Source organism: Streptomyces sp. NPDC057623, assembly GCF_042800355.1.
Taxonomy (GTDB): domain Bacteria; phylum Actinomycetota; class Actinomycetes; order Streptomycetales; family Streptomycetaceae; genus Streptomyces.
On the sequence record NZ_JBHVGZ010000005.1, the window covers coordinates 126117 to 145743 of the forward strand.

The following is a 19627-nucleotide window of genomic DNA, read 5'->3' on the forward strand; positions in this document are numbered from 1 at the left end:
ACCCTTCAGTCTGCCCCGTGGCCGGGCGCGAGTTCCTCGATCCTGCGGGCGAGTGCGAAGTCCCGCTCGGTCACGGCGCTCACGGTGTGGGTGTTCATCGTGAGGGAGACCGTGTTGTAGCCCAGGGTGAGGTCGGAGTGGTGGTCGAGCTCCTCCTGGACCTGGGCGATGTGCACGACCATCGCCGTGGCCGCGAAGTGTGAGGGGAGCCGGTAGGAGCGGGCGAGGCGGTCGCCGTCGTGCGCCCAGCCCGGCAGCTGCGCGAGCCGGTCCTCGATCTCCTTCTGCGACAGCGGTTCCAGGGGCATGGCCTCGCTCCTTCCTCAACGGGCTGGTTCGTCTTCAGACTGCCACAGCGGGGGCGCGGCGGCCCTGGTCAGGCGGGTGCCCGGCGGATCAACGGCGGACACCTTCGGCAGCGAGATCATCGGCGAGCGCGGCGATCTGCGCCCGGCCCTCGACCTGCTCCACCCACTCGTGCGGCAGGCCGAGGTCGCCGTGCCGGGCACCCAGCAGGTTTCCGCAGATGGAGCCGGTGGAGTCACTGTCCCCGGAGTGGTTGACGGAGAGCAGCAGGGCGTCCCGCACGGAGGGCGTGACGAGCGCGCAGTAGACGCCGATGGCGAGCGCCTGCTCGGCGACCCACCCTTCCCCCAGGGACTCGACCTTCTCGGCGGTGGGCGCGCCACGCTCCGCCAGGTCCAGTGCCTCGGTGAGTGCGGCCGAGGTCTCCTCGTGGCCGGGGTGGCCTCGCAGCAGGCGCAGCGTGCGCAGCACCGCGCCGGCCAGGGACTCGCCGGCGAGGACGTGCGCCACGATCGCGGCCAGGGCGCCGGCCGCGTAGTAGCCGGTGGGGTGACCGTGGGTGATCTGGGCGGCGCGGGCGGCCATGGCGAAGGCCGGGTCGGCGGTGTTCAGCAGGCCGAAGGGCGCCGAGCGCATCACCGCGCCGCAGCCCTTGGAGTCGGGGTTGACCTCGCCGGGCCTCCCGTCGAGCGCGAGCCCGGGGTCGGGTGCGTACATCTGGGCCACCCCCGACACGCACGCGTTGCCGGGAGCCCGCCGGGCGTACAGCCATGTCTGGGTGATGAGCCCGCCCTCGGGGGCGCCGCTCTGCGGCGGTGCGGCGTGCTCGGGGCCGGGGTGCCGCTGGGTCTCCAGCCAGCGCTCGTACGCCCAGCGCACCAGCAGGGCCCATCCACCGCCGATGCCCTTCAGTCGCTCGCGCCGACGGGCCTGGATGAGCGCCTCGGCGGTGAAGAGGGTCATCTGCGTGTCGTCACTGATCCGGGCCACGTCGCTGTCACCGGCGAGGACGGGCCCGGTCACGCCGCGCGGGCCGTGGGCCGCGCGGATCCGCTCCAGCGAGCTGAACTCGACCGGGTAGCCGAGGGCGTCTCCGAGGGCCCCGCCGAGCAGGCAGCCACGCACTCGGGCCCGGTACACGGCCTCGTTCACCAGGGACGACGTCCACGGCTCGGTCATCGCACGCACTCCTCGACTACGGTCGTACTCATGACCATTGTCCCGTCCGGAGACGCCAGGCCCGCCACCGGCCCCACCGACCAGGGCGTGGGACCGCTGCTGCGGGCCTGGCGGGTGCGACGGCGGGTCAGCCAGCTGGAGTTGGCGTTGCGGGCCGACTCCTCGGCGCGGCACATCAGCTTCGTCGAGACGGGCCGTTCCCGGCCGAGCGAGGAGATGGTGCTGCGGCTGGCCGAGCACCTGGACGTGCCGGTACGGGAGCGCAACGCGCTGCTGCTGGCCGCCGGCTACGCCCCGCACTATCCGGAGACCCCGCTGGACGACCCGGCGCTGGACGCGCTGCGCGCGGGCATGGAGCGGCTGATCCAGGGCTACGAGCCCTACCCGGCCGTCGTCGTGGACGCGATGTACAACGTCCAGGCGGCCAACCGGGGCATCCTGATGCTGCTCGACGGCATCCCCGACCACCTCCTCGCTCCCCCGCTGAACGCCATGCGCCTGACGCTGCACCCGGAGGGCCTCGCGCCGCGCATCCGCAACCTGCGTGAGTGGCGCGGTCATCTGCTCGCCCAGATGGAGCGGCAGATCGCCCTGCACCGCTCCGAGCCGCTCCGGAAGCTGTACGAGGAGGTGGCGGCGTACCCGGTGCGGCGGGAGACGGTGCCGGAGGGGGCACCCGGGAGCGCCGAGCCGGCCGAGCCCGTCCCGTTCTTCGCGCTGCCGTTGCAGGTCGAGCACGAGGGCCGCGTCCTGTCCTTCATCTCCTCCATCTCCACCTTCAACACGCCCATGGACGTGACCGTCGCCGAGCTGGCCATCGAGACGTTCCTCCCGGCCGACCCGGCGACGATCAAGTACCTTCAGTCGCTGCTTCCCTGACGGACCCTCAGGGCCAGGTGCTGGAGCGCGGCGAACGCGGCGACGGTGAGCGCCTGGAGCACGGTCCACACCACGCCCGCCCGGGTCGGCGCCAGCCACATCGCGAGGGCCACACAACTCAGCACGCTCCAGGCGATGTTGGCCTCGATCACGGCGCGCACCGGGAACGCGGCAGGACGCGCACGGGAGGCGAGGAGCCCGACGGCGCCGGCGTACCCGGCGAGGAACGCACCGAGTGCGAGCAGCAGTGCGCGGTCGACCCCCAGCAGCCGCCCGAGCGGCCCGGACGCGGCGAGGTAGGCGAGCGCGTTCGCGCCGGTCACCACGGCGTCCAGCGCGAGGAGGCGGCGCAGCACGGTCTGCGGGTCCAAGGTCCGGGTGAGCGCGGCGAGCGTGGTGGCGGACATGACGAATCACCCTCCGTCGAGGTCGAGTTGCGGTGCGGCGGGACCCGGATCCCGGGCCGGAGTGCGCCGGCCCGGAACCCGGTGACCCGACTCTCCCTCGCGCGGGCGGGACCGTCGATTACCCGCGAGGTAATGCGGTCCCCCCGAGCAGGGCCGCGATGCTCTCGTCGTCGCACGTGTCCCAGAAGGAGCCGACCGTGTCCTCGACCTCGTCCATCGAGTCCGCTTCGAACAGGACGGGCTGGTAGGTGGAGATGTCGTACTGGACGTCGACGAGGCTCTTGATGTCCAGCGGCCGGAAGTCGGCGCCGCGGAAGTGGTCGAGTTCCCCGTAGGAGGAGACCAGCGTCGCCCCGTATGCCTTGCGTTCACCGCGCTCGCGGACGACACCGCATTCGAGGGTGAACCAGAAGACCTTGCCGATGAACTGGAGGGCCTCGGTGCTCTGCACCCGGGCCGCGGCGTTGCCCGCGAGCCGGTAGAGACGGGCGAAGCGGTCGCTGGCCAGGACGTTGCCGTGACCGACGAGGTCGTGCAGCAGATCGGGGTCCTCGGTGTAGAAGGGGGAGCGAGGGTGCCGGAGGTACTGGGTGGAGTGGAAGACGGAATTCGCCAGGCCGCCGCAGAACTCCCTCAACGGGACGAGCGCGGGGGCCGACTGGAAATGAAACCCGGATATCGAGCCCAAGCGGCGGCTGACGTCACGGAGTTGGGGTACGTGGTCCAGCGGGACGGCCAACTGCTCCGCGGATTCGAGGTATTCAGCAGCCGCGTCGGTGCGGTGTCGGGTCGTGAGGTCGACGCAGACCGTCCGCCACACCTCGTGCTCCCACTCGGTGTACTCGACCACCGGAATGGGATCCTCCGGCGCCAGGTCGGCCGAGAGTGCCGCTATCTCGTTGCGGCGTATTTCATAGGCGGCATCGGTCATCTGGGCGTACTGCCCTTGCATGCGGGATCACTCCAATTCAAGCGGAAAGAACGCCGAGGACGCACCGCGCTGATGCCCGGCTCCAGAACGAGGCCGTCGTACTCCACGGAGAGGGAGTTGCAGCCCGGAGAATGGCCTTCGGGTCACGGCACGGGAGATTTTTGGAAACTCACATCAAATTTACTTGGAGCATGCATTTTATTGGGGTCTCGCCACGCATTAATGGAATTCGGCTCCAGACCCGGGACCGGTCGGGCCGGAGTCGCAAGGCCCGCCCGGTCGACGTCGCCGCGTCATTCAGCCGGGCAACTCCTCCGCCCGCTTCCGCAGCGCGATCCGGTCGACTTTCCGGTTGGAATTCAACGGGAAACTGTCCAGGTGAACGTATCGGCGTGGCAGTGTGCTGTGCGGCAGCACCGCGCGCACACCGTCGGCCAGCACCTGCTCCGGCGCTTCGTCGCCGGTGTAGAACACGACCAGCTCCGTCCCGTGGGCCGCGGGCCTGGTGACGGTGACCGCGTCGCGCACGCCGTCGCATTCGCGTACCACGTGGTCGACTTCCGCCAGCTCGACGCGCCAGCCGTGCACCTTCACCTGCGAGTCCAGGCGGCCGATGTAGACGAGTTCGCCGTCGGGGTGCGCGCGCACCCGGTCGCCCGTGCGGTACCAGCGCCGACCGGCGAACTCGACGAACCGGCCTTCGTCGTCGGCCGGATCGAGGTACCCGGATGCCATCTGCGGACCGGTGATCCACAGCTCACCCTCGACCGACGACTCTTCCCCCTGCTCGGTCACCAGGCGGAAGTCGTTGCCGTCGTGCACCTTCCCGATCGGCACGGTGCCGTTGACGCCACGCCTCTCCGACTCCTCGCCGGACCAACGGTGCCAGCAGATGCCGATCGAGAACTCGGTCGGCCCGTAGAGGTTCTCCAGCTTCGATCCGGGTGCGGCCGCCAGCCAGTCCGCGACGTCCTGGCAGCGCAGCGCCTCCCCGCCGAAGAACGACCACCTCAGGCCGGGCAGTGCGCCCTTGTCCAGCCCTCCCATCTCGCGGGCCATCCAGATACCGCTCGGCGTGGAGTGCCACACGGTGACCCCGTGCTCGGCGAGGTACGCGGGAAGATCCCGGTACGCCGACAGCGGCACCGCCTGCATCATCGAGCCCGCGCCCCATGCTGCGAACACGTCGTGGATGCCGGGGTCGAAGTTGAGATCGTAGGTCTGGGCGAACACGTCATCCGGACGGAAGTCGCACCGCTTGTCCAGCTGCTCGAAATAGTGCGCGAAACCGCCGTGTGAGATGGGAACCCCCTTCGGAGTCCCCGTCGAACCGGACGTGAAGAGAATGTACGCCGGATCCGAGGGTGCCACTCGGAGCGGCTCCGATATTTCCGGATGCGCCGTCAGGGGGATGGTCGGAAACCTGGCGGAGAAATCGCCGGTGTCCAGGACTCGGACGGCCGTTTCCTCGTCGGTGATCTCCGGCAGAACCTCCAGCCCACGTTCGTCGGCGATCAGCGTGTCCACCCCGGCGACCTTGATCATCCGGCGGGTGAGTGCGGCGGGGAAGTTCGGCTGGAGCGGAACAACGGTGGCGCCCGCGTACAGCACCGCCAAGAGGCCCACATAGGACGTCCGGCTCTTGCCCGCCAGCACTCCTACGGAACCGGGAGAACCATTCGCCATGAGCGACCCCGCCCAGTGCAAAGCGGTCTTGTGCACCTGCCGATAGGTGACGACATCCGAACCGATCCGTACAGCGGGACGGTCCGGGGCCAGTTCCATTCCGCGCAGGAATCGCTCGACCAATGTGAGAGACATAAACCCTGCCAACCCCTATCTCTCACGCTGTGAATGTATTCCTCAGCGTGATGGTTAGTCTCCTATCTTCGAATCAGTAGATTACCGATCGGCGCACCGAACTGTACTGACATCCGTCAGGTGCATCGGCCGGCGGAGTAGCGCGGTGACCGGTACGGCACGACCACCCCGACGAGGTTCCGTAACAGACGTCTCACCGCCGCCCTCGTGAGACCGACACCGGAACATGACACACTGCACCGCGTACTTTCGGCGCGTAGGGGAGGCGTGGCGTGAGTGAGCGGCGGCCCGCCCCCACCGTGGGCCAAGTGGTACTCGGCAAGCGCCTGCAAGAGCTGCGCGAGGCGGCCGGACTGGGACGCGACGAAGCCGCACGGGTGCTGCGCGTGGCCCCGGCGACGGTACGCCGGATGGAGACGGCCGAGGTCGCGCTGAAGATCCCGTACGTGCAGGTCCTGCTGGAGACGTACGGCATCCCGGAGGACGAGGCGGCCGACTTCGTCACCCTGGCCGAGGAGGCCAACCAGCCCGGCTGGTGGCAGCGCTTCCACGACGTGCTGCCGGACTGGTTCAGCCTGTACGTGAGCCTGGAGGGCGCCGCCCGCATCGTCCGCTCCTACGAGCCGCACTTCGTGCCCGGTCTGCTCCAGACGGAGGGCTACGCCCGTGCCGTACTGGAGGCGGGGACGATCGGGCAGACCGGGCCGGAGACGATAGAGCGGCATGTGTCGCTGCGCATGGAACGGCAGCGTCTGCTGGAGCGTCCGGACCCGCCCCACCTGTGGGTGATCATGGACGAGACGGTACTGCGCCGGCCCGTGAGCCCCCGTGGGGAGGTGATGCGGGAGCAGCTGGACAAGCTCCTGGAGTTCGCCGAGCGTGACCGCGTCACACTCCAGGTCGCCGAGTTCGCTTCCGGCCCGCACCCGGGGACGTACGCGCCGTTCACCCTGTTCCGCTTCGGCGAGCCCGAGCTGCCCGACATGGTCTACACGGAGTATCTGACGGGCGCCCTCTATCTGGACTCCCGCAGGGAGGTCGCCGCGCATCTGGAGGTCCTCGACCACATGTCGACGGCTGCCGCGTCGGCCGAGCACACGAAGTCGATCCTGCGGGAGTGCCGCGAGGACTTCTGAGCCGCGAGGGCTTCCGCGCGGCGTACGGCAACCTTTCCGGCCACCGCGGACGACCTATCTGTCCACGACCGCAGACGAGCCCGAGGAGAACACCCCGCATGACCGGATCCGACGCCTCGCCCACCCGCATCGACACCAGCCGGCCGCATCCGGCCCGGGTGTACGACTGGTGGCTGGGCGGCAAGGACAACTACCCGGTGGACGAGGAGCTGGCCCGCAGGATCCTCGCCGTGGACAGCAGCGCGGTCCGCGGGGCGCGCGCCAACCGCCGGTTCATGCACCGGGCCGTCGCCACCGTCGCCGAGGCCGGCATCCGCCAGTTCCTGGACATCGGCACGGGCATCCCCACCGAACCCAATCTGCACCAGGTGGCGCAGGGCGTGGCCCCGGAGGCGAGGGTGGTGTACGCCGACAACGATCCGATCGTCCTGCGCCACGCGCAGGCCCTGCTGCACGGCTCGGCCGAGGGCACCACCGCCTATGTGCACGCGGACGTCCGCGACGCCGACACCCTGCTGGCCCGGGCCGGCGAGGCCCTGGACTTCGGTGCGCCCGTCGCGTTGTCCCTGGTGGCCCTGACCCACTACCTGGGCGCCGAGCCCGACGGCGACGACGTCTACGGTCTGCTCGCGCAGTACGTGGCCGCGCTCGCGCCCGGCAGCTACCTGATCCTGTCCCAGGTGACCCCCGATCTGAACCCCACCGCGATCGACAGGGCCGCGGAGCACTTCCGGCGCAGCGGCACCCCCTTCCACCCTCGCTCGCTCCCCGAGTTCTCGCGCTTCTTCGACGGCCTGGAGCTGCTCGGCCCCGGCGTGATCCCGGTGTCCGGCTGGCGCCCGGGCCCACCGGACGTGGCGGCCCAGGCGGAGGGCATCGTGCCCGTGTACGCGGGGGTCGCCCGCAAGGTCTGACCCGTACGGGTGCGGTGGAGGGGTGCGCTCCCGCGCTCCGTCCTAGGTTCGTGATCAGGGACCAGGGCAAGCAAGGGAGCGCCCGTGACCGACACGCGGATACCGCCCACCCCGCCCGCCGAGCCACCCCCCGAGCCCGGCGCGGCGCTGCTCAAGGCGGGCAGGTTCTTCCGGCCGGGGACGCCCGCGGCCGATCTGCACAGCGTCCGGCTGACCGGCGGGCGGGAGGCGGACGCCTTCTACCGGGACCGGTGGAGCCACGACAAGGTCGTGAACTCCACCCACGGCGTGAACTGCACCGGCTCCTGCCGCTGGAAGGTGTACGTCAAGGACGGCATCATCACCTGGGAGACCCAGCAGACCGACTACCCGAGCGTGGGCCCCGACCGCCCCGAGTACGAGCCCCGCGGCTGCCCTCGCGGCGCCGCCTTCTCCTGGTACACCTACTCCCCCACCCGGGTCCGCCACCCGTACGTCCGCGGGGTCCTCCTGGAGATGTACCGGGAGGCGAAGAAGCGGCTGCGGGACCCCGTCCTGGCCTGGGCCGACGTGCAGAGCGACCCCGAGCGCCGCCGCCGCTACCAGCAGGCACGCGGCAAGGGCGGCCTGGTGCGGGCGAGTTGGGACGAGGCGGTCGAGCTGGTCGCGGCGGCGCACGTCCACACCATCAAGGCGTACGGCCCGGACCGCATCGCCGGCTTCTCCCCCATTCCCGCGATGTCGATGGTGTCGCACGCGGCGGGCGCCCGCTTCCACTCCCTGATCGGCGCCCCGATGCTGTCCTTCTACGACTGGTACGCCGATCTGCCGGTCGCCTCCCCGCAGGTCTTCGGCGACCAGACCGACGTCCCGGAGTCGGGCGACTGGTGGGACGCGGCGTATCTGATGATGTGGGGCTCGAACGTCCCGGTGACCCGCACGCCCGACGCCCACTGGATGGCGGAGGCCCGCTACCGGGGCCAGAAGGTGGTGGTGGTCGCCCCCGACTACGCCGACAACGCCAAGTTCGCCGACGAGTGGCTGCACCCGCACCCCGGCACGGACGGCGCGCTGGCCCTCGCCATGGGCCACGTCGTCCTCAAGGAGTTCTTCGTCGACCGCGAGACACCGTTCTTCGCGGACTACGTGCGGCAGTTCACCGATCTGCCCTTCCTGGTCACCCTGGAGGAGCGGGACGGCGCCCATGTCCCGGCGAAGTTCCTGCGCGCCTCGGACCTGGGCCAGGAGGGCGGGAGCGCCGAGTGGAAGACACTCGTACTGGACGCCGCCACGGGCCGCGCGGTCGCCCCGAACGGTTCTCTCGGCTTCCGCTGGTCCGAGTCCGGCCAGGGGAGATGGAACCTCGAACTGGGCGCTGTTCAACCGCAGTTGAGCCTGTACGGCAGTGAGTTCTCCGCCGGCGTCGAGGTCCTGCTGCCGCGCTTCGACACCGAGGGCGGGCCGCACGGACAGGGGCGCGGGGACGTCGTACGGCGTGGTGTCCCGGCGACGAAGCTCGGCGGGGCCGACGGCCCGCTGGTCACCACGGTCTTCGACCTGCTGCTCGCGCAGTACGGGGTGGGACGCCAGGGACTGCCGGGCCGTTGGCCGGTGTCGTACGACGACGCCGACTCGCCCGGCACGCCCGCCTGGCAGGAGGCGCACACCTCCGTTCCGGCGGCCAAGTGCGTGCGGATCGCGCGGGAGTTCGCGCGGACGGCCGAGCGGTCGAAGGGCCGCTGCATGATCCTGATGGGCGCCGGCACCAACCACTGGTTCCACTCCGAGACGATCTACCGTGCCTTCCTGTCCCTGCTCCAGCTCACCGGCTGTCAGGGCCGCAACGGCGGCGGCTGGGCGCACTACGTGGGCCAGGAGAAGTGCCGCCCGGTGACCGGCTGGGCGACGCTGGCGGCGGCGTCGGACTGGTCACGGCCACCACGGCAGATGATCGGCACCGGGTACTGGTTCCTCAACACCGACCAGTGGCGCTACGACCGGTTCACGGCCGACGTGCTGGCCTCGCCGCTCGGTACGGGCCGGTTGCGGGGGATGACGGGCGCCGACTGTCTCGCGCTGTCGGCGCGGGTGGGGTGGATGCCGTCGTACCCGACCTTCGACCGCAATCCGCTGGAGCTGGGCGAGACGTTCGGCGACCCGGTGTCGCGGGTGGTGGCCGAACTGCGCGCGGGCACCCTGAAGTTCGCCTGTGAGGACCCGGACGCGCCGGAGAACTGGCCGCGGGTACTGACGCTGTGGCGGGCCAACCTGCTCGGCTCGTCGGCGAAGGGCGCGGAGTACTTCACCCGGCATCTGCTCGGCACCCACTCGTCCCTCCAGGCCGAGGAGGCCCCCGAGGACGTACGGCCGCGGGACGTGACCTGGCACGACGAGGCGCCGGAGGGCAAGCTCGACCTGCTGCTGTCGCTGGACTTCCGGCAGACGTCGTCCACACTGCTGTCGGACGTCGTGCTGCCGGCCGCGACCTGGTACGAGAAGCACGACCTGTCCAGCACGGACATGCACCCCTACGTCCACTCCTTCACCCCGGCCGTGGATCCGCCGTGGCAGGCGCGCACCGACTTCGACACGTTCAAGGCGCTGGCCGAGCGGTTCAGCGAACTGGCCGTGGACCATCTGGGCGTACGCAAGGACCTGGTGGCGACCCCGCTCCAGCACGACACCCCGGGCGAGATCGCCCAGCCGGGCGGGGTCGTCCTGGACTGGAAACGCGGGGAGTGCGATCCCGTCCCCGGGAAGTCCATGCCGCAACTGACCGTCGTGGAGCGGGACTACACGGCGGTCGGCGCCAGGTTCAGCGCCCTCGGGCCGCTGGTCGAGCGGCTCGGCCTGCCCGCGAAGGGCATCACGCTGAGGCCGGACGAGGAGGTCGAGGACCTCCGGCACCTGAACGGCGTGACCCCCGACGGCCGCCCCTGGCTCGATACGGCGGTGAAGGCCGCGAACACCATCCTCGCCCTCTCCGGCACCACCAACGGCCGCCTCGCCACCCAGGGCTTCCGCACGCTTCAGGCCCGCACCGGGCAGGAGATGGCGCACCTCGCGGCCGAGCACGAGGGCAGGCGGGTCACGTACGCGGACACACAGGCGGCGCCCGTGCCGGTGATCACGTCGCCGGAGTGGTCCGGCAGCGAGTCGGGCGGGCGCCGCTACACGGCCTTCACCCTCAACACCGAGCACCTCAAGCCCTGGCACACCCTCACCGGCCGCCAGCACTTCTTCCTCGACCACGACTGGATCCACGAACTCGGCGAGGCCCTGCCCGTCTACCGGCCGCCGCTGGACATGAACAGACTGTTCGGCGAGCCGCGCCTCGGCCCGGACGGGCAGCACGAGGTGACGGTCCGCTACCTCACCCCGCACAACAAGTGGTCCATCCACTCCGAGTACCAGGACAACCTCTTCATGCTGGCCCTCTCACGCGGCGGCCAGAACATCTGGATGTCCCCGCAGGACGCGGACGCGATCGGCGTCGTGGACAACGACTGGGTGGAGGCGGTCAACCGCAACGGCGTGGTCGTCGCCCGTGCCGTCGTCTCGCACCGGATGCCGGCCGGCACCGTCTACATGCACCACGCGCAGGAACGCACGGTCGCCGTCCCGAAGACGGAGAGCACCGGCATGCGCGGCGGCATCCACAACTCGCTGACGCGGCTGATCCTCAAGCCGTCCCACCTCGTCGGCGGCTACGCCCAGCTCTCCTGGGCGTTCAACTACCTGGGCCCGACGGGCAACCAGCGCGACGAGGTGACGGTCGTCCGCCGTCGCAGCCAGGAGGTCGAGTACTGATGCGTCCGATGGCCCAGATCGCCATGGTGATGAACCTCGACAAGTGCATCGGCTGCCACACCTGCTCGGTCACCTGCAAGCAGGCGTGGACCAACCGGCGGGGCATGGAGTACGTCTGGTTCAACAACGTCGAGACCCGCCCCGGGCAGGGCTATCCACGCCGCTACGAGGACCAGGAGCGGTGGCGCGGCGGCTGGGAGCTGAACCGGCGCGGCGCGCTGAAGCTGAAGGCGGGCGGCCGGATCCGCAAGCTCGCCGGGATCTTCTCCAACCCCGAACTCCCGGAGATCAAGGACTACTACGAGCCCTGGACGTACGACTACAAGAACCTCACCGACGCCCCGCTCGGCGACGACTTCCCGGTGGCGCAGCCGGTCTCGCAGCTCGACGGCAAGCCGATGAAGATCGAGTGGTCGGCGAACTGGGACGACAACCTCGCGGGCGCTCCGGCCTACGGCGACTTCGACCCGATGGCCGAGCGGGCGCGCCAACAGGCCGCGGACAAGGTGCGGTTCGAGTTCGAGCAGACCTTCATGTTCTACCTGCCGCGCATCTGCGAGCACTGCCTCAACCCGTCGTGTGTGGCGTCCTGTCCGTCCGGGGCGATGTACAAGCGGGCGGAGGACGGCATCGTCCTGGTCGACCAGGACCAGTGCCGGGGCTGGCGGATGTGCGTGACGGGATGCCCGTACAAGAAGGTGTACTTCAACCACCGCACCGGCAAGGCGGAGAAGTGCACCATGTGCTATCCGCGGGTCGAGGTCGGTCTGCCGACGGTCTGCTCCGAGACGTGCGTGGGCCGGCTGCGGTATCTCGGCGTGGTCCTGTACGACGCCGACAAGGTGACCGCCGCCGCGTCCGTGCGCAGTGAACGGGATCTGTACGAGGCCCAGTTGGGCGTGTTCCTCGACCCCGAGGACCGCGCCGTGCAGCGGGCCGCCGACGAGGCGGGGATCCCGTACGACTGGGTGGAGGCGGCCCGCCGCTCTCCCGTGCACGCGCTGATCAGCAAGTACCGGGTCGCGCTGCCGCTGCACCCGGAGTACCGGACGATGCCGATGGTCTGGTACATTCCGCCGCTCTCCCCGGTGGTGGACGCGCTGAGCGAGACCGGGCACGACGGTGAGGACGCGGGGAACCTGTTCGGGGCGATCGACAGCCTGCGCATTCCGCTGGAGTACCTGGCGGAGATGTTCACGGCCGGCGACATCGGCCCGGTCCGGGCCTCGCTGGAGAAGCTCGCCGCGATGCGCGCCCACATGCGGGCGATCAACCTCGGCGAGGAGCCGGATCCCTCCGTGCCGGACGCCGTGGGCATGGAGGCGCGGGAGATCGAGGAGATGTACCGGCTGCTGGCGATCGCCAAGTACGAGGACCGGTACGTGATTCCGACCGCGGCCGTCGCGGACGCCCGGCGGCTGGAGGAGTCGGCGCTCCCCGAGGGGTGCAGCCTCGACTACGACGGCGGGCCCGGGATGGGCGGGAACGGCCCCTTCGGCCAGGACTCGGGCCGCAAGCTGCTGCCGCTCGTGCCGGTGGAGAACTTCCACCTCCTGCGCCGACGGCAGACCGCGGACGACCCGGCGGACACCACGCCCACCGCGGCCGACACGGCCGACCCCACAGCCGACCCCGAGGAGGCCTGATGCCGTCCTTCGAGGTGCTCTACCAGGCGGCCGCCCTCTGCCTGACCTACCCCGACGACGACTTCCGCGCCCGCCTGCCGCTGCTGCGCGAGGCGGCCCCGCAGTTGCGGGAGTTCACCGACCAGGCGGCCGTGACACCGCCAGGCGAACTGGCCGCGCACTACGTCCAGGTCTTCGACCTCAAGAACCGCCACAGCCTGTATCTGAGCTGGTGGCGTGACGGTGACACCCGGCGGCGCGGCATGTCGCTGGTGCGCTTCAAGGAGCTCTACCGCGACCACGGCCTGGAGTTCACCGACGAGGAGCTGCCCGACTTCCTGCCCGCGGTCCTGGAGTTCGCGGCCCGCACCGGCAACACCGACCTCCTGCTGGAACACCGGGACTGCCTGGACCAACTCCGCGCCCGGCTCACCGACTTCGGCACACCGTACGCGTCCGTCCTGGACGCCGTGTGCGCCACCCTGCCGACCGCACAGACGGGGACGCGCCCGTGACCACACTGCTCTGGGGTGTCCTGCCCTACGTCACCTTCGCCCTGCTGGTGGCCGGCCTGTTCTGGCGGCACCGCTACGACCGCTTCGGCTGGACCACCCGCTCGTCCCAGGTGTACGAGTCGAGGCTCCTGAACATCGCCTCGCCCGCCTTCCACTACGGCATCCTCTTCGTGCTGGCCGGCCATGTCGTGGGCTTGTTCATCCCCGAGTCGTGGACGGAGGCCGCCGGGGTGAGCGAGCACACCTACCACCTGTTCTCGCTCTACGGCGGTACGGCGGCCGGCCTCGTCACGGTCGGCGGGATCGCGCTGCTGGTCTACCGCCGCCGCACCCGGGCGCCGGTGTTCCGCGCGACGACCGCCAACGACAAGGCGATGTACCTCGTGCTGGTCGCGGCGATCGTGATGGGCATGGCCGCCAAACTGACCCACGTCTCCGGCGACGGCTACGACTACCGCCAGTCCATCGCCCCCTGGGCCCGCAGCCTGTTCACCCTCAGCCCCGACACCGACCTGATGGCGGGCGTGCCGGTGCTCTACGAGATCCACGCGGTGATCGGCATGGTGCTGATCGCGCTGGTGCCGTACACACGGCTGGTGCACATGTTCAGCGCGCCCTTGCAGTATCTGTTCCGGCCGTATGTGGTGTACCGCAGCCGGGACCCCAGGCAGCTGGGGCCCCGGCCGGAGCGACGGGGCTGGGAGAAGACGGACGCCTAGCGGCCCCCTAGGCGGCACCGCCCTTCGCGTCCCGGTCGTCGTCGACGATCTCGGCGTCCACCACGTCGTCGTCCTGCGGTGAGGTCTGTTCCGTGCCGGGGCCGGTGCCCGCCCCGGCGTCGGCGTCGGTCGGTGTCTGCTGGGTCTGGGCGTACATCGCCTGGCCCATCTGCTGACTCACCGTGGCGAGTTTCTCGATGCCGGTGCGCAGGGCGTTCGTCTCGGCGTTCTCCGCCAGGAGCTGCTTCAGCTCGGCCGCCGCCGACTCGACCTGCGACCTGGTGTCCGCGGGGACCTTGTCCTCGTTGTCGCGTACGAACTTCTCGGTCTGGTAGACGAGTTGCTCGGCCTGGTTCCTCGTCTCCGCCGCCTCGCGGCGGCCCCGGTCCTCCTCGGCGTACTCCTCGGCCTCCCGCATCATGCGGTCGATGTCGTCCTTCGGCAGGGCCGAGCCGCCCGTCACCGTCATCTTCTGCTCGCGTCCGGTCGCCATGTCCTTCGCGGAGACGTGCATGATCCCGTTGGCGTCGATGTCGAAGGCGACCTCGATCTGCGGGACACCGCGCGGGGCCGGGGGCAGACCGGTGAGGTCGAAGACGCCGAGCTTCTTGTTGTAGGCCGCGATCTCGCGTTCGCCCTGGTAGACCTGGATGCCGACCGAGGGCTGGTTGTCGGTGGCCGTGGTGAAGATCTCCGAACGCCGGGTGGGGATGGTCGTGTTGCGTTCGATGAGCTTGGTCATGATGCCGCCCTTGGTCTCGATGCCGAGGGACAGCGGGGTGACGTCGAGGAGGAGGACGTCCTTCACGTCGCCGCGGATGACACCCGCCTGGAGAGCCGCGCCGAGGGCCACGACCTCGTCGGGGTTGACGCCCTTGTGCGGGTCCTTGCCGGTCAGTTCCTTCACCAGGTCGGTGACGGCGGGCATCCGGGTGGAGCCGCCGACGAGGATGACGTGGTCGACCGCGGAGAGCTTGATGCCGGCGTCCTTGACCGCCTGGTGGAAGGGGTTCCTGCAGCGGTCGAGGAGGTCCGCGGTGAGCTCCTGGAACTGGGCGCGGGTCAGCTTCTCGTCGAGGTGGAGGGGACCCTCGGCGGAGGCGGTGATGTAGGGCAGGTTGATCGTCGTCTCGGAGGAGCTGGACAGCTCGATCTTGGCCTTCTCGGCGCCCTCGCGCAGCCGTTGCAGCGCCATCTTGTCGTTGCCGAGGTCGATGCCGTTCTGCCCCTTGAACTTCTTCACCAGGTGCTCGACGACCCGCTGGTCCCAGTCGTCGCCGCCCAGATGCGTGTCACCGTTGGTGGCCTTGACCTCGATGACGCCGTCACCGATCTCCAGCAGCGAGACGTCGAAGGTGCCGCCGCCGAGGTCGAAGACCAGTACCGTCTGCTCCTCGCCCCGGTCGAGGCCGTAGGCGAGGGCGGCGGCCGTGGGCTCGTTGATGATCCGCAGGACCTTCAGGCCCGCGATCTCCCCGGCCTCCTTCGTCGCCTGCCGCTGGGAGTCGTCGAAGTACGCCGGGACCGTGATCACCGCGTCGGTGACGTCCTCGCCCAGATAGGACTCGGCGTCCCGCTTCAGCTTCTGCAGCACCCGGGCGGACAGCTCCTGCGCCCGGTAGCGGGTGCCGTCGATGTCACTCTGGTCCGGGAAGCGCCAGCTCCCGTCGCCCATGTGCCGCTTCACGGAGCGGGCCGTGCGCTCGATGTTCGTCACCGCCTGGCGTTTGGCCACCTCCCCCACGAGTACCTCGCCGTTCTTGGCGAAGGCCACGACCGACGGTGTGGTCCTGGCCCCCTCCGCGTTGGCGACGACTGTGGGTTCGCCGCCCTCCAGGACGGCGACCACCGAGTTCGTGGTCCCGAGATCGATCCCGACCGCGCGTGCCATCGCTGTCCCCTTCCGCCAGGGCACCCCTTGAACTCCAGCACAAAACTTGAGTGGATTCTTGTCAATGGGACGGGTGACCTGGCGGAGGGTGCCCAAACGGGTCCTGAGCGAGCGCTCAGGACCTGTGCTCAGGCAAGCTTGGCCGAGAGCGTGATCGTCGTGCCCGTCAGCGCCTGGCTCACCGGGCAGTTCTTCTTGGCGTCCTCCGCCGCCGCAGCGAAGCCGTCGGCGTCGAGGCCGGGCACCGTCCCCTCCACCGTGAGGTGGATCCCGGTGATCCCCTCCCCCGGCTGGAAGTTCACGTCGGCCGAGGTGACCAGCTTGGTGGGCGGCGTGCCGGCCCCCGCCAGGGCGTGCGACAGCGCCATCGAGAAGCAGCTGGAGTGCGCGGCGGCGATCAGCTCCTCGGGGCTGGTCTTGCCGCTCGCGTCCTGGGAGCGCGAGGCCCACGTGACCGGCTGGGCGGCGATGGCACCGGAGGAGTCGAATTCGACGACACCGTTGCCGTCGAGCAGGTTGCCTTCCCAGACGGTGTGTGCGGAGCGCGTGGTAGCCACGATTCTTCCTTTCGCGTGGGGGCCCGGTTCCTGGGTCCGTGCCCCCATCCGATCACACTCCGGCTCACGGCACCCGGAAGACCGGCCCACGCGGGTGGTGGGAGTCGTCCGGTCCTGCGCACGGTCCGCCGCTGACAACACCCGCGCTCAGGCGGCCCGTTCCTCCGGCTCTGCCGCGACCGGCACCTGAGGGCCGTTCGATTCCCGCAGCCAGCGGCGCAGCACGCGGTGCACCTGCTCGGCGCCCACGAGGTCCTCCCCGTCGCCGACCGCGGCGGAGAAGGCGAGCGGCGACAGCAGGAACGGCTTGCCCTGTGCCCCGCCGAGTCCGCCGTGCGAGCCGATCTGCTCCTCGAAGGCGAGGACCTCGCCGCCCTCGGCCGGGTCGTACGCGGAGTTGACCATGATGTCGGCGGTGTTCGGAAAGGAGTGCGTGCGGCGCACGGCGTCGGCGGCGCCCGGCCCGAAGATCTTCAACGGCCCCGGATCGTCGTCCAGTCGGTCCAGCGGAACCTCCGCGCCGTACGCGCCCAGCACCAGTCCGCCGTGTTCCTCGCTGCGGACGAGCAGGAATCCGACGCCGGGGTGGTTGGCGAGGGTGGTGAGCAGGGCCGGGTGGCGGGCGTCGATCTCCTCCTTGGTCATCCGGTGCGGCACGTCCGGGAAGGAGACCAGGCCGAGGTTGCCGGACGCGAGCACGATCGGCTCCGAGCGGCGGGAGGGGCGACGCTGCTCGTCGCCCTCCTCGACGGGCCGGCGCAGTGCCGCGCGTACGGCCGCGCGGGCCTCGGCGCCGCTGTGGGTGCGCTCGGCCTTGCGCGGCACGGGCAGCCCGCAGCCGGCCCGCACCAGATCGCCGAGGCCGAGGCCGTACCGGGACCGGAAGGTCTCGCCGGGGCTCTGGCCGTGGTCCGACAGCACGACGATCCGGTACGGCCGCGGCGCGTGCTCGGCGACGTTCGCGATCAACGCGAGCGCCCGGTCGAGGCGTTCGAGGACCTTGTCGGCGTCCCGGCCGCACGGCCCGGAGTGGTGCGCCACCTCGTCGTAGGCCACCAGGTCGGCGTAGACGGCGGTGCGGCCGGCCAGCATGTCGCCCATCACCGCGGCCACGACGACGTCCCGTTCGACGACGGTCGCGAACGCGCGGACGAGGGGGTAGAGGCCGCCGCGGGAGACGCGCGGGCGGTCCTTGCGGGCGCGGGCCCGGGAGGACTGGCCGATCTCACGGCCCACCTCGGCGATGAAGGACAGGGCGGTGCGCACGGCGTTGGCCGGGTCGGAGAAGTAGGCGAAGTAGCCCGCGCGGGAGCGGTTCTCCCGGCCGCGCCGCCTGGTGGCGATGGACAGCACGAGGGCCTGCTCGTCGGCGCCGCCGCTGAAGAGGTTGCCGCGGCTGGCGCCGTCGGCGGTGAGCAGTCCGCCGTCGCCGGTGCGGTCGATGGCACGGCGCTGGAGTTCGGCGGCGTTGGCGGGACGGTTGCAGACCATCACCTCACGCCCGGCCTTCTCGTACCAGCGGAACGCGGGGACGTCGTGGTTGCTGCCGTGCAGGATGCCGAGCTGGCTGGCGCCGGTCTGGCTGGACCAGTCGGTGCGCCAGGGGGTGAGCCGGTGGGTGGGCCGGGCGGGGGCGCCGGGGCTGCCGCCGGGGCCTTTGCCCCCGGCGCGGCCCAGCCAGCGGGCGACCGTCGGCATCAGGTCCTTGTCGACGGCGTCGAGGAGGACGTCGTGGCCGACGCCGTCGAGCTGGATGAAGACGGTGCCGGGGCCGGACGGGCCGGGTGGCAGGGTCCTGCGGCGGCGGTCGGCCAGGCGGTACAGCCGGCGCCGGTAGGCGTCGTCGTCCCGCACCGCCAGGGCGGCACCGGTGGCGGAGGCCACGGCGGACATCACGGCGGCGACGATGACGGCGGTCTCGGGGGCGGCCTCGCTGTCGCCGGAGGGCACCAGGCGCAGGGCGACGATCAGCAGGACGCCGTTCAGGACGAACACCAGCAGGCCGAGCACCAGCGCGGGCACCAGCAGCAGGAGCCGTACGAGGAGGGGCCAGAAGACCGCCGAGAGCACGCCGAACGCGCCGGCGCCGAGAGCCGCGGTGACGGCGATGTCGGTGGCGCTGTCGCCGTCCGGCGACTGGAGCTGGAAGTCCGGGAGGATGCCGGCGAGCACGAGCAAGGTCACGGTGCAGACCGCCCACACCGTGGCGCTCCGACCGACCTGGCTGGCGACCCGCCGCCACCGCCCATCACGCACGCCCAGCTCACCTCCCGGCCTCATTGTCCCGCCCCCGCCGCCCCGGCCCGTCCCTGTGGGCTGCCGCCCCCAGATCCTCGCATCGGCCCTTCGGGCCTCGTCCTCGAACGCCGGACGAGCTGAACGCCCGCAAGCAGCGCGGGGAACCGGGCGACCAGCCACGATGGCGCCGCGGACGCCGTACGGCCCTTCGCGGCAGCCCACGGGGAGCGCTCAACGGCCGTCGTAACCCGCCGTCGGCATCGACAGCCTCCGGTGCACCCGTGCCTTCATCTGCGCGTCGTACCGCGGCTCCGCGCGCCCCACGACCTCCACCCGCGCCCCGCGCCGGGCGCACTCCGCGGTGAACTCCTCGACGGACGACAAAGCGCTCTCCAGCACTCTCCGGCTGGGCGCCACGAAAAGGTCGAGGCCCGGGCGGACGCCCTCCCACAGCACGCTGTGGTCCGCCCGCAACCGGCGTACGAGAAGCTCGCGTGCGACGACGTACCCGTGCTCGGCGGCCCAGCGCGCGCACATCGCGTGCTGGCTGCGGGAGTCCACCAGGAAGGGGTCGGCGTCCAGCTCTTCGAGCGGCGTCAGACTGGCGATCGCCGTCACGCGCACTACGGATGACCCCATGGCGTCCCCCTCACCTCCGGGTTTCGCCGCCGACCCTACTCCAGCCCGTACGCTTCGGGGAGTCGCGCGAAGGAGGCAAAG

General features: G+C 70.7%; 16 protein-coding genes. 7 read left to right on the plus strand and 9 right to left on the minus strand.

Annotated elements, in window-relative coordinates:
* Positions 1-5 precede the first annotated feature (5 nt).
* Positions 6-308 (minus strand): 4a-hydroxytetrahydrobiopterin dehydratase, encoded by a 303-nt coding sequence (locus tag ACFU95_RS07690; protein ID WP_383823218.1) that lies wholly within the window; start codon positions 306-308, stop codon positions 6-8.
* 88 nt (positions 309-396) lie between these two features.
* Complete coding sequence (locus ACFU95_RS07695) at positions 397-1485, minus strand: ADP-ribosylglycohydrolase family protein (RefSeq protein ID WP_383823221.1); 1089 nt, start codon at positions 1483-1485, stop codon at positions 397-399.
* A gap of 30 nt (positions 1486-1515) precedes the next feature.
* On the opposite strand from ACFU95_RS07695, the gene ACFU95_RS07700 reads away from it, so the two are divergent.
* A complete protein-coding gene (locus ACFU95_RS07700; protein ID WP_383823223.1) occupies positions 1516-2364 on the plus strand; it encodes a helix-turn-helix domain-containing protein in 849 nt (282 codons plus the stop codon).
* Here ACFU95_RS07700 and ACFU95_RS07705 read toward each other — a convergent pair.
* The 3 genes from ACFU95_RS07705 to ACFU95_RS07715 form a co-directional block, all read right to left on the minus strand.
* Positions 2346-2771 (minus strand): hypothetical protein, encoded by a 426-nt coding sequence (locus ACFU95_RS07705; protein ID WP_383823226.1) that lies wholly within the window; start codon positions 2769-2771, stop codon positions 2346-2348. The genes ACFU95_RS07700 and ACFU95_RS07705 overlap by 19 nt on opposite strands.
* 118 nt (positions 2772-2889) lie before the next feature.
* Positions 2890-3723 carry a phenylalanine 4-monooxygenase gene (locus tag ACFU95_RS07710; RefSeq protein WP_383823229.1) on the minus strand — a complete coding sequence of 278 codons (834 nt, stop codon included), beginning with the start codon at positions 3721-3723 and terminating at the stop codon, positions 2890-2892.
* A gap of 276 nt (positions 3724-3999) precedes the next feature.
* Entirely contained in the window at positions 4000-5523 is a 1524-nt protein-coding gene (locus tag ACFU95_RS07715) for an AMP-binding protein (RefSeq protein ID WP_383823232.1), read from the minus strand.
* 272 nt (positions 5524-5795) lie between these two features.
* Between ACFU95_RS07715 and ACFU95_RS07720 the strand changes: the two genes are divergently transcribed.
* From ACFU95_RS07720 to narI, 6 genes are all read left to right on the plus strand, one after another.
* Positions 5796-6659, plus strand: coding sequence for a helix-turn-helix domain-containing protein (locus ACFU95_RS07720; RefSeq protein ID WP_383823234.1), 864 nt, complete (start codon positions 5796-5798; stop codon positions 6657-6659).
* A 98-nt stretch (positions 6660-6757) separates the two neighbouring features.
* Positions 6758-7573, plus strand: a complete 816-nt coding sequence (locus ACFU95_RS07725) for an SAM-dependent methyltransferase (protein ID WP_383823236.1) — start codon at positions 6758-6760, stop codon at positions 7571-7573.
* Between the two features lie 84 nt (positions 7574-7657).
* Positions 7658-11362 (plus strand): nitrate reductase subunit alpha, encoded by a 3705-nt coding sequence (locus tag ACFU95_RS07730; protein ID WP_383823239.1) that lies wholly within the window; start codon positions 7658-7660, stop codon positions 11360-11362.
* Positions 11362-13008 carry a nitrate reductase subunit beta gene (gene narH, locus ACFU95_RS07735; RefSeq protein WP_383823242.1) on the plus strand — a complete coding sequence of 549 codons (1647 nt, stop codon included), beginning with the start codon at positions 11362-11364 and terminating at the stop codon, positions 13006-13008. Before ACFU95_RS07730 ends, narH begins: the two co-directional genes overlap by 1 nt.
* Positions 13008-13502 (plus strand): nitrate reductase molybdenum cofactor assembly chaperone, encoded by a 495-nt coding sequence (gene narJ / locus ACFU95_RS07740; protein WP_383823244.1) that lies wholly within the window; start codon positions 13008-13010, stop codon positions 13500-13502. Before narH ends, narJ begins: the two co-directional genes overlap by 1 nt.
* Entirely contained in the window at positions 13499-14221 is a 723-nt protein-coding gene (narI, locus tag ACFU95_RS07745; protein WP_383823246.1) for a respiratory nitrate reductase subunit gamma, read from the plus strand. Before narJ ends, narI begins: the two co-directional genes overlap by 4 nt.
* A gap of 7 nt (positions 14222-14228) precedes the next feature.
* Here the strand turns inward: narI and dnaK are convergent, their stop codons facing one another.
* From dnaK to ACFU95_RS07765, 4 genes are all read right to left on the minus strand, one after another.
* Positions 14229-16112: a molecular chaperone DnaK gene (gene dnaK / locus ACFU95_RS07750; protein WP_383823249.1), complete on the minus strand. Its 1884-nt coding sequence runs from the start codon at positions 16110-16112 to the stop codon at positions 14229-14231.
* A gap of 128 nt (positions 16113-16240) precedes the next feature.
* A complete protein-coding gene (locus ACFU95_RS07755) occupies positions 16241-16669 on the minus strand; it encodes an OsmC family protein (protein WP_383823252.1) in 429 nt (142 codons plus the stop codon).
* A gap of 147 nt (positions 16670-16816) precedes the next feature.
* Positions 16817-18949 carry a phage holin family protein gene (locus ACFU95_RS07760; protein ID WP_383823254.1) on the minus strand — a complete coding sequence of 711 codons (2133 nt, stop codon included), beginning with the start codon at positions 18947-18949 and terminating at the stop codon, positions 16817-16819.
* 189 nt (positions 18950-19138) lie between these two features.
* Complete coding sequence (locus ACFU95_RS07765; protein WP_383823257.1) at positions 19139-19546, minus strand: hypothetical protein; 408 nt, start codon at positions 19544-19546, stop codon at positions 19139-19141.
* Positions 19547-19627: the final 81 nt, after the last annotated feature.

Excerpts from the sequence above, each read along its gene's own strand:
- ACFU95_RS07690 (WP_383823218.1), bottom strand. The coding sequence starts at position 308 with ATGCCCCTGGAACCGCTGTCGCAGAAGGAGATCGAGGACCGGCTCGCG.
- ACFU95_RS07695 (WP_383823221.1), bottom strand. The coding sequence starts at position 1,485 with ATGACCGAGCCGTGGACGTCGTCCCTGGTGAACGAGGCCGTGTACCGG.
- ACFU95_RS07700 (WP_383823223.1), top strand. The coding sequence starts at position 1,516 with ATGACCATTGTCCCGTCCGGAGACGCCAGGCCCGCCACCGGCCCCACC.
- ACFU95_RS07705 (WP_383823226.1), bottom strand. The coding sequence starts at position 2,771 with ATGTCCGCCACCACGCTCGCCGCGCTCACCCGGACCTTGGACCCGCAG.
- ACFU95_RS07710 (WP_383823229.1), bottom strand. The coding sequence starts at position 3,723 with ATGCAAGGGCAGTACGCCCAGATGACCGATGCCGCCTATGAAATACGC.
- ACFU95_RS07715 (WP_383823232.1), bottom strand. The coding sequence starts at position 5,523 with ATGTCTCTCACATTGGTCGAGCGATTCCTGCGCGGAATGGAACTGGCC.
- ACFU95_RS07725 (WP_383823236.1), top strand. The coding sequence starts at position 6,758 with ATGACCGGATCCGACGCCTCGCCCACCCGCATCGACACCAGCCGGCCG.
- narH (WP_383823242.1), top strand. The coding sequence starts at position 11,362 with ATGCGTCCGATGGCCCAGATCGCCATGGTGATGAACCTCGACAAGTGC.
- narJ (WP_383823244.1), top strand. The coding sequence starts at position 13,008 with ATGCCGTCCTTCGAGGTGCTCTACCAGGCGGCCGCCCTCTGCCTGACC.
- dnaK (WP_383823249.1), bottom strand. The coding sequence starts at position 16,112 with ATGGCACGCGCGGTCGGGATCGATCTCGGGACCACGAACTCGGTGGTC.
- ACFU95_RS07760 (WP_383823254.1), bottom strand. The coding sequence starts at position 18,949 with ATGAGGCCGGGAGGTGAGCTGGGCGTGCGTGATGGGCGGTGGCGGCGG.
- ACFU95_RS07765 (WP_383823257.1), bottom strand. The coding sequence starts at position 19,546 with ATGGGGTCATCCGTAGTGCGCGTGACGGCGATCGCCAGTCTGACGCCG.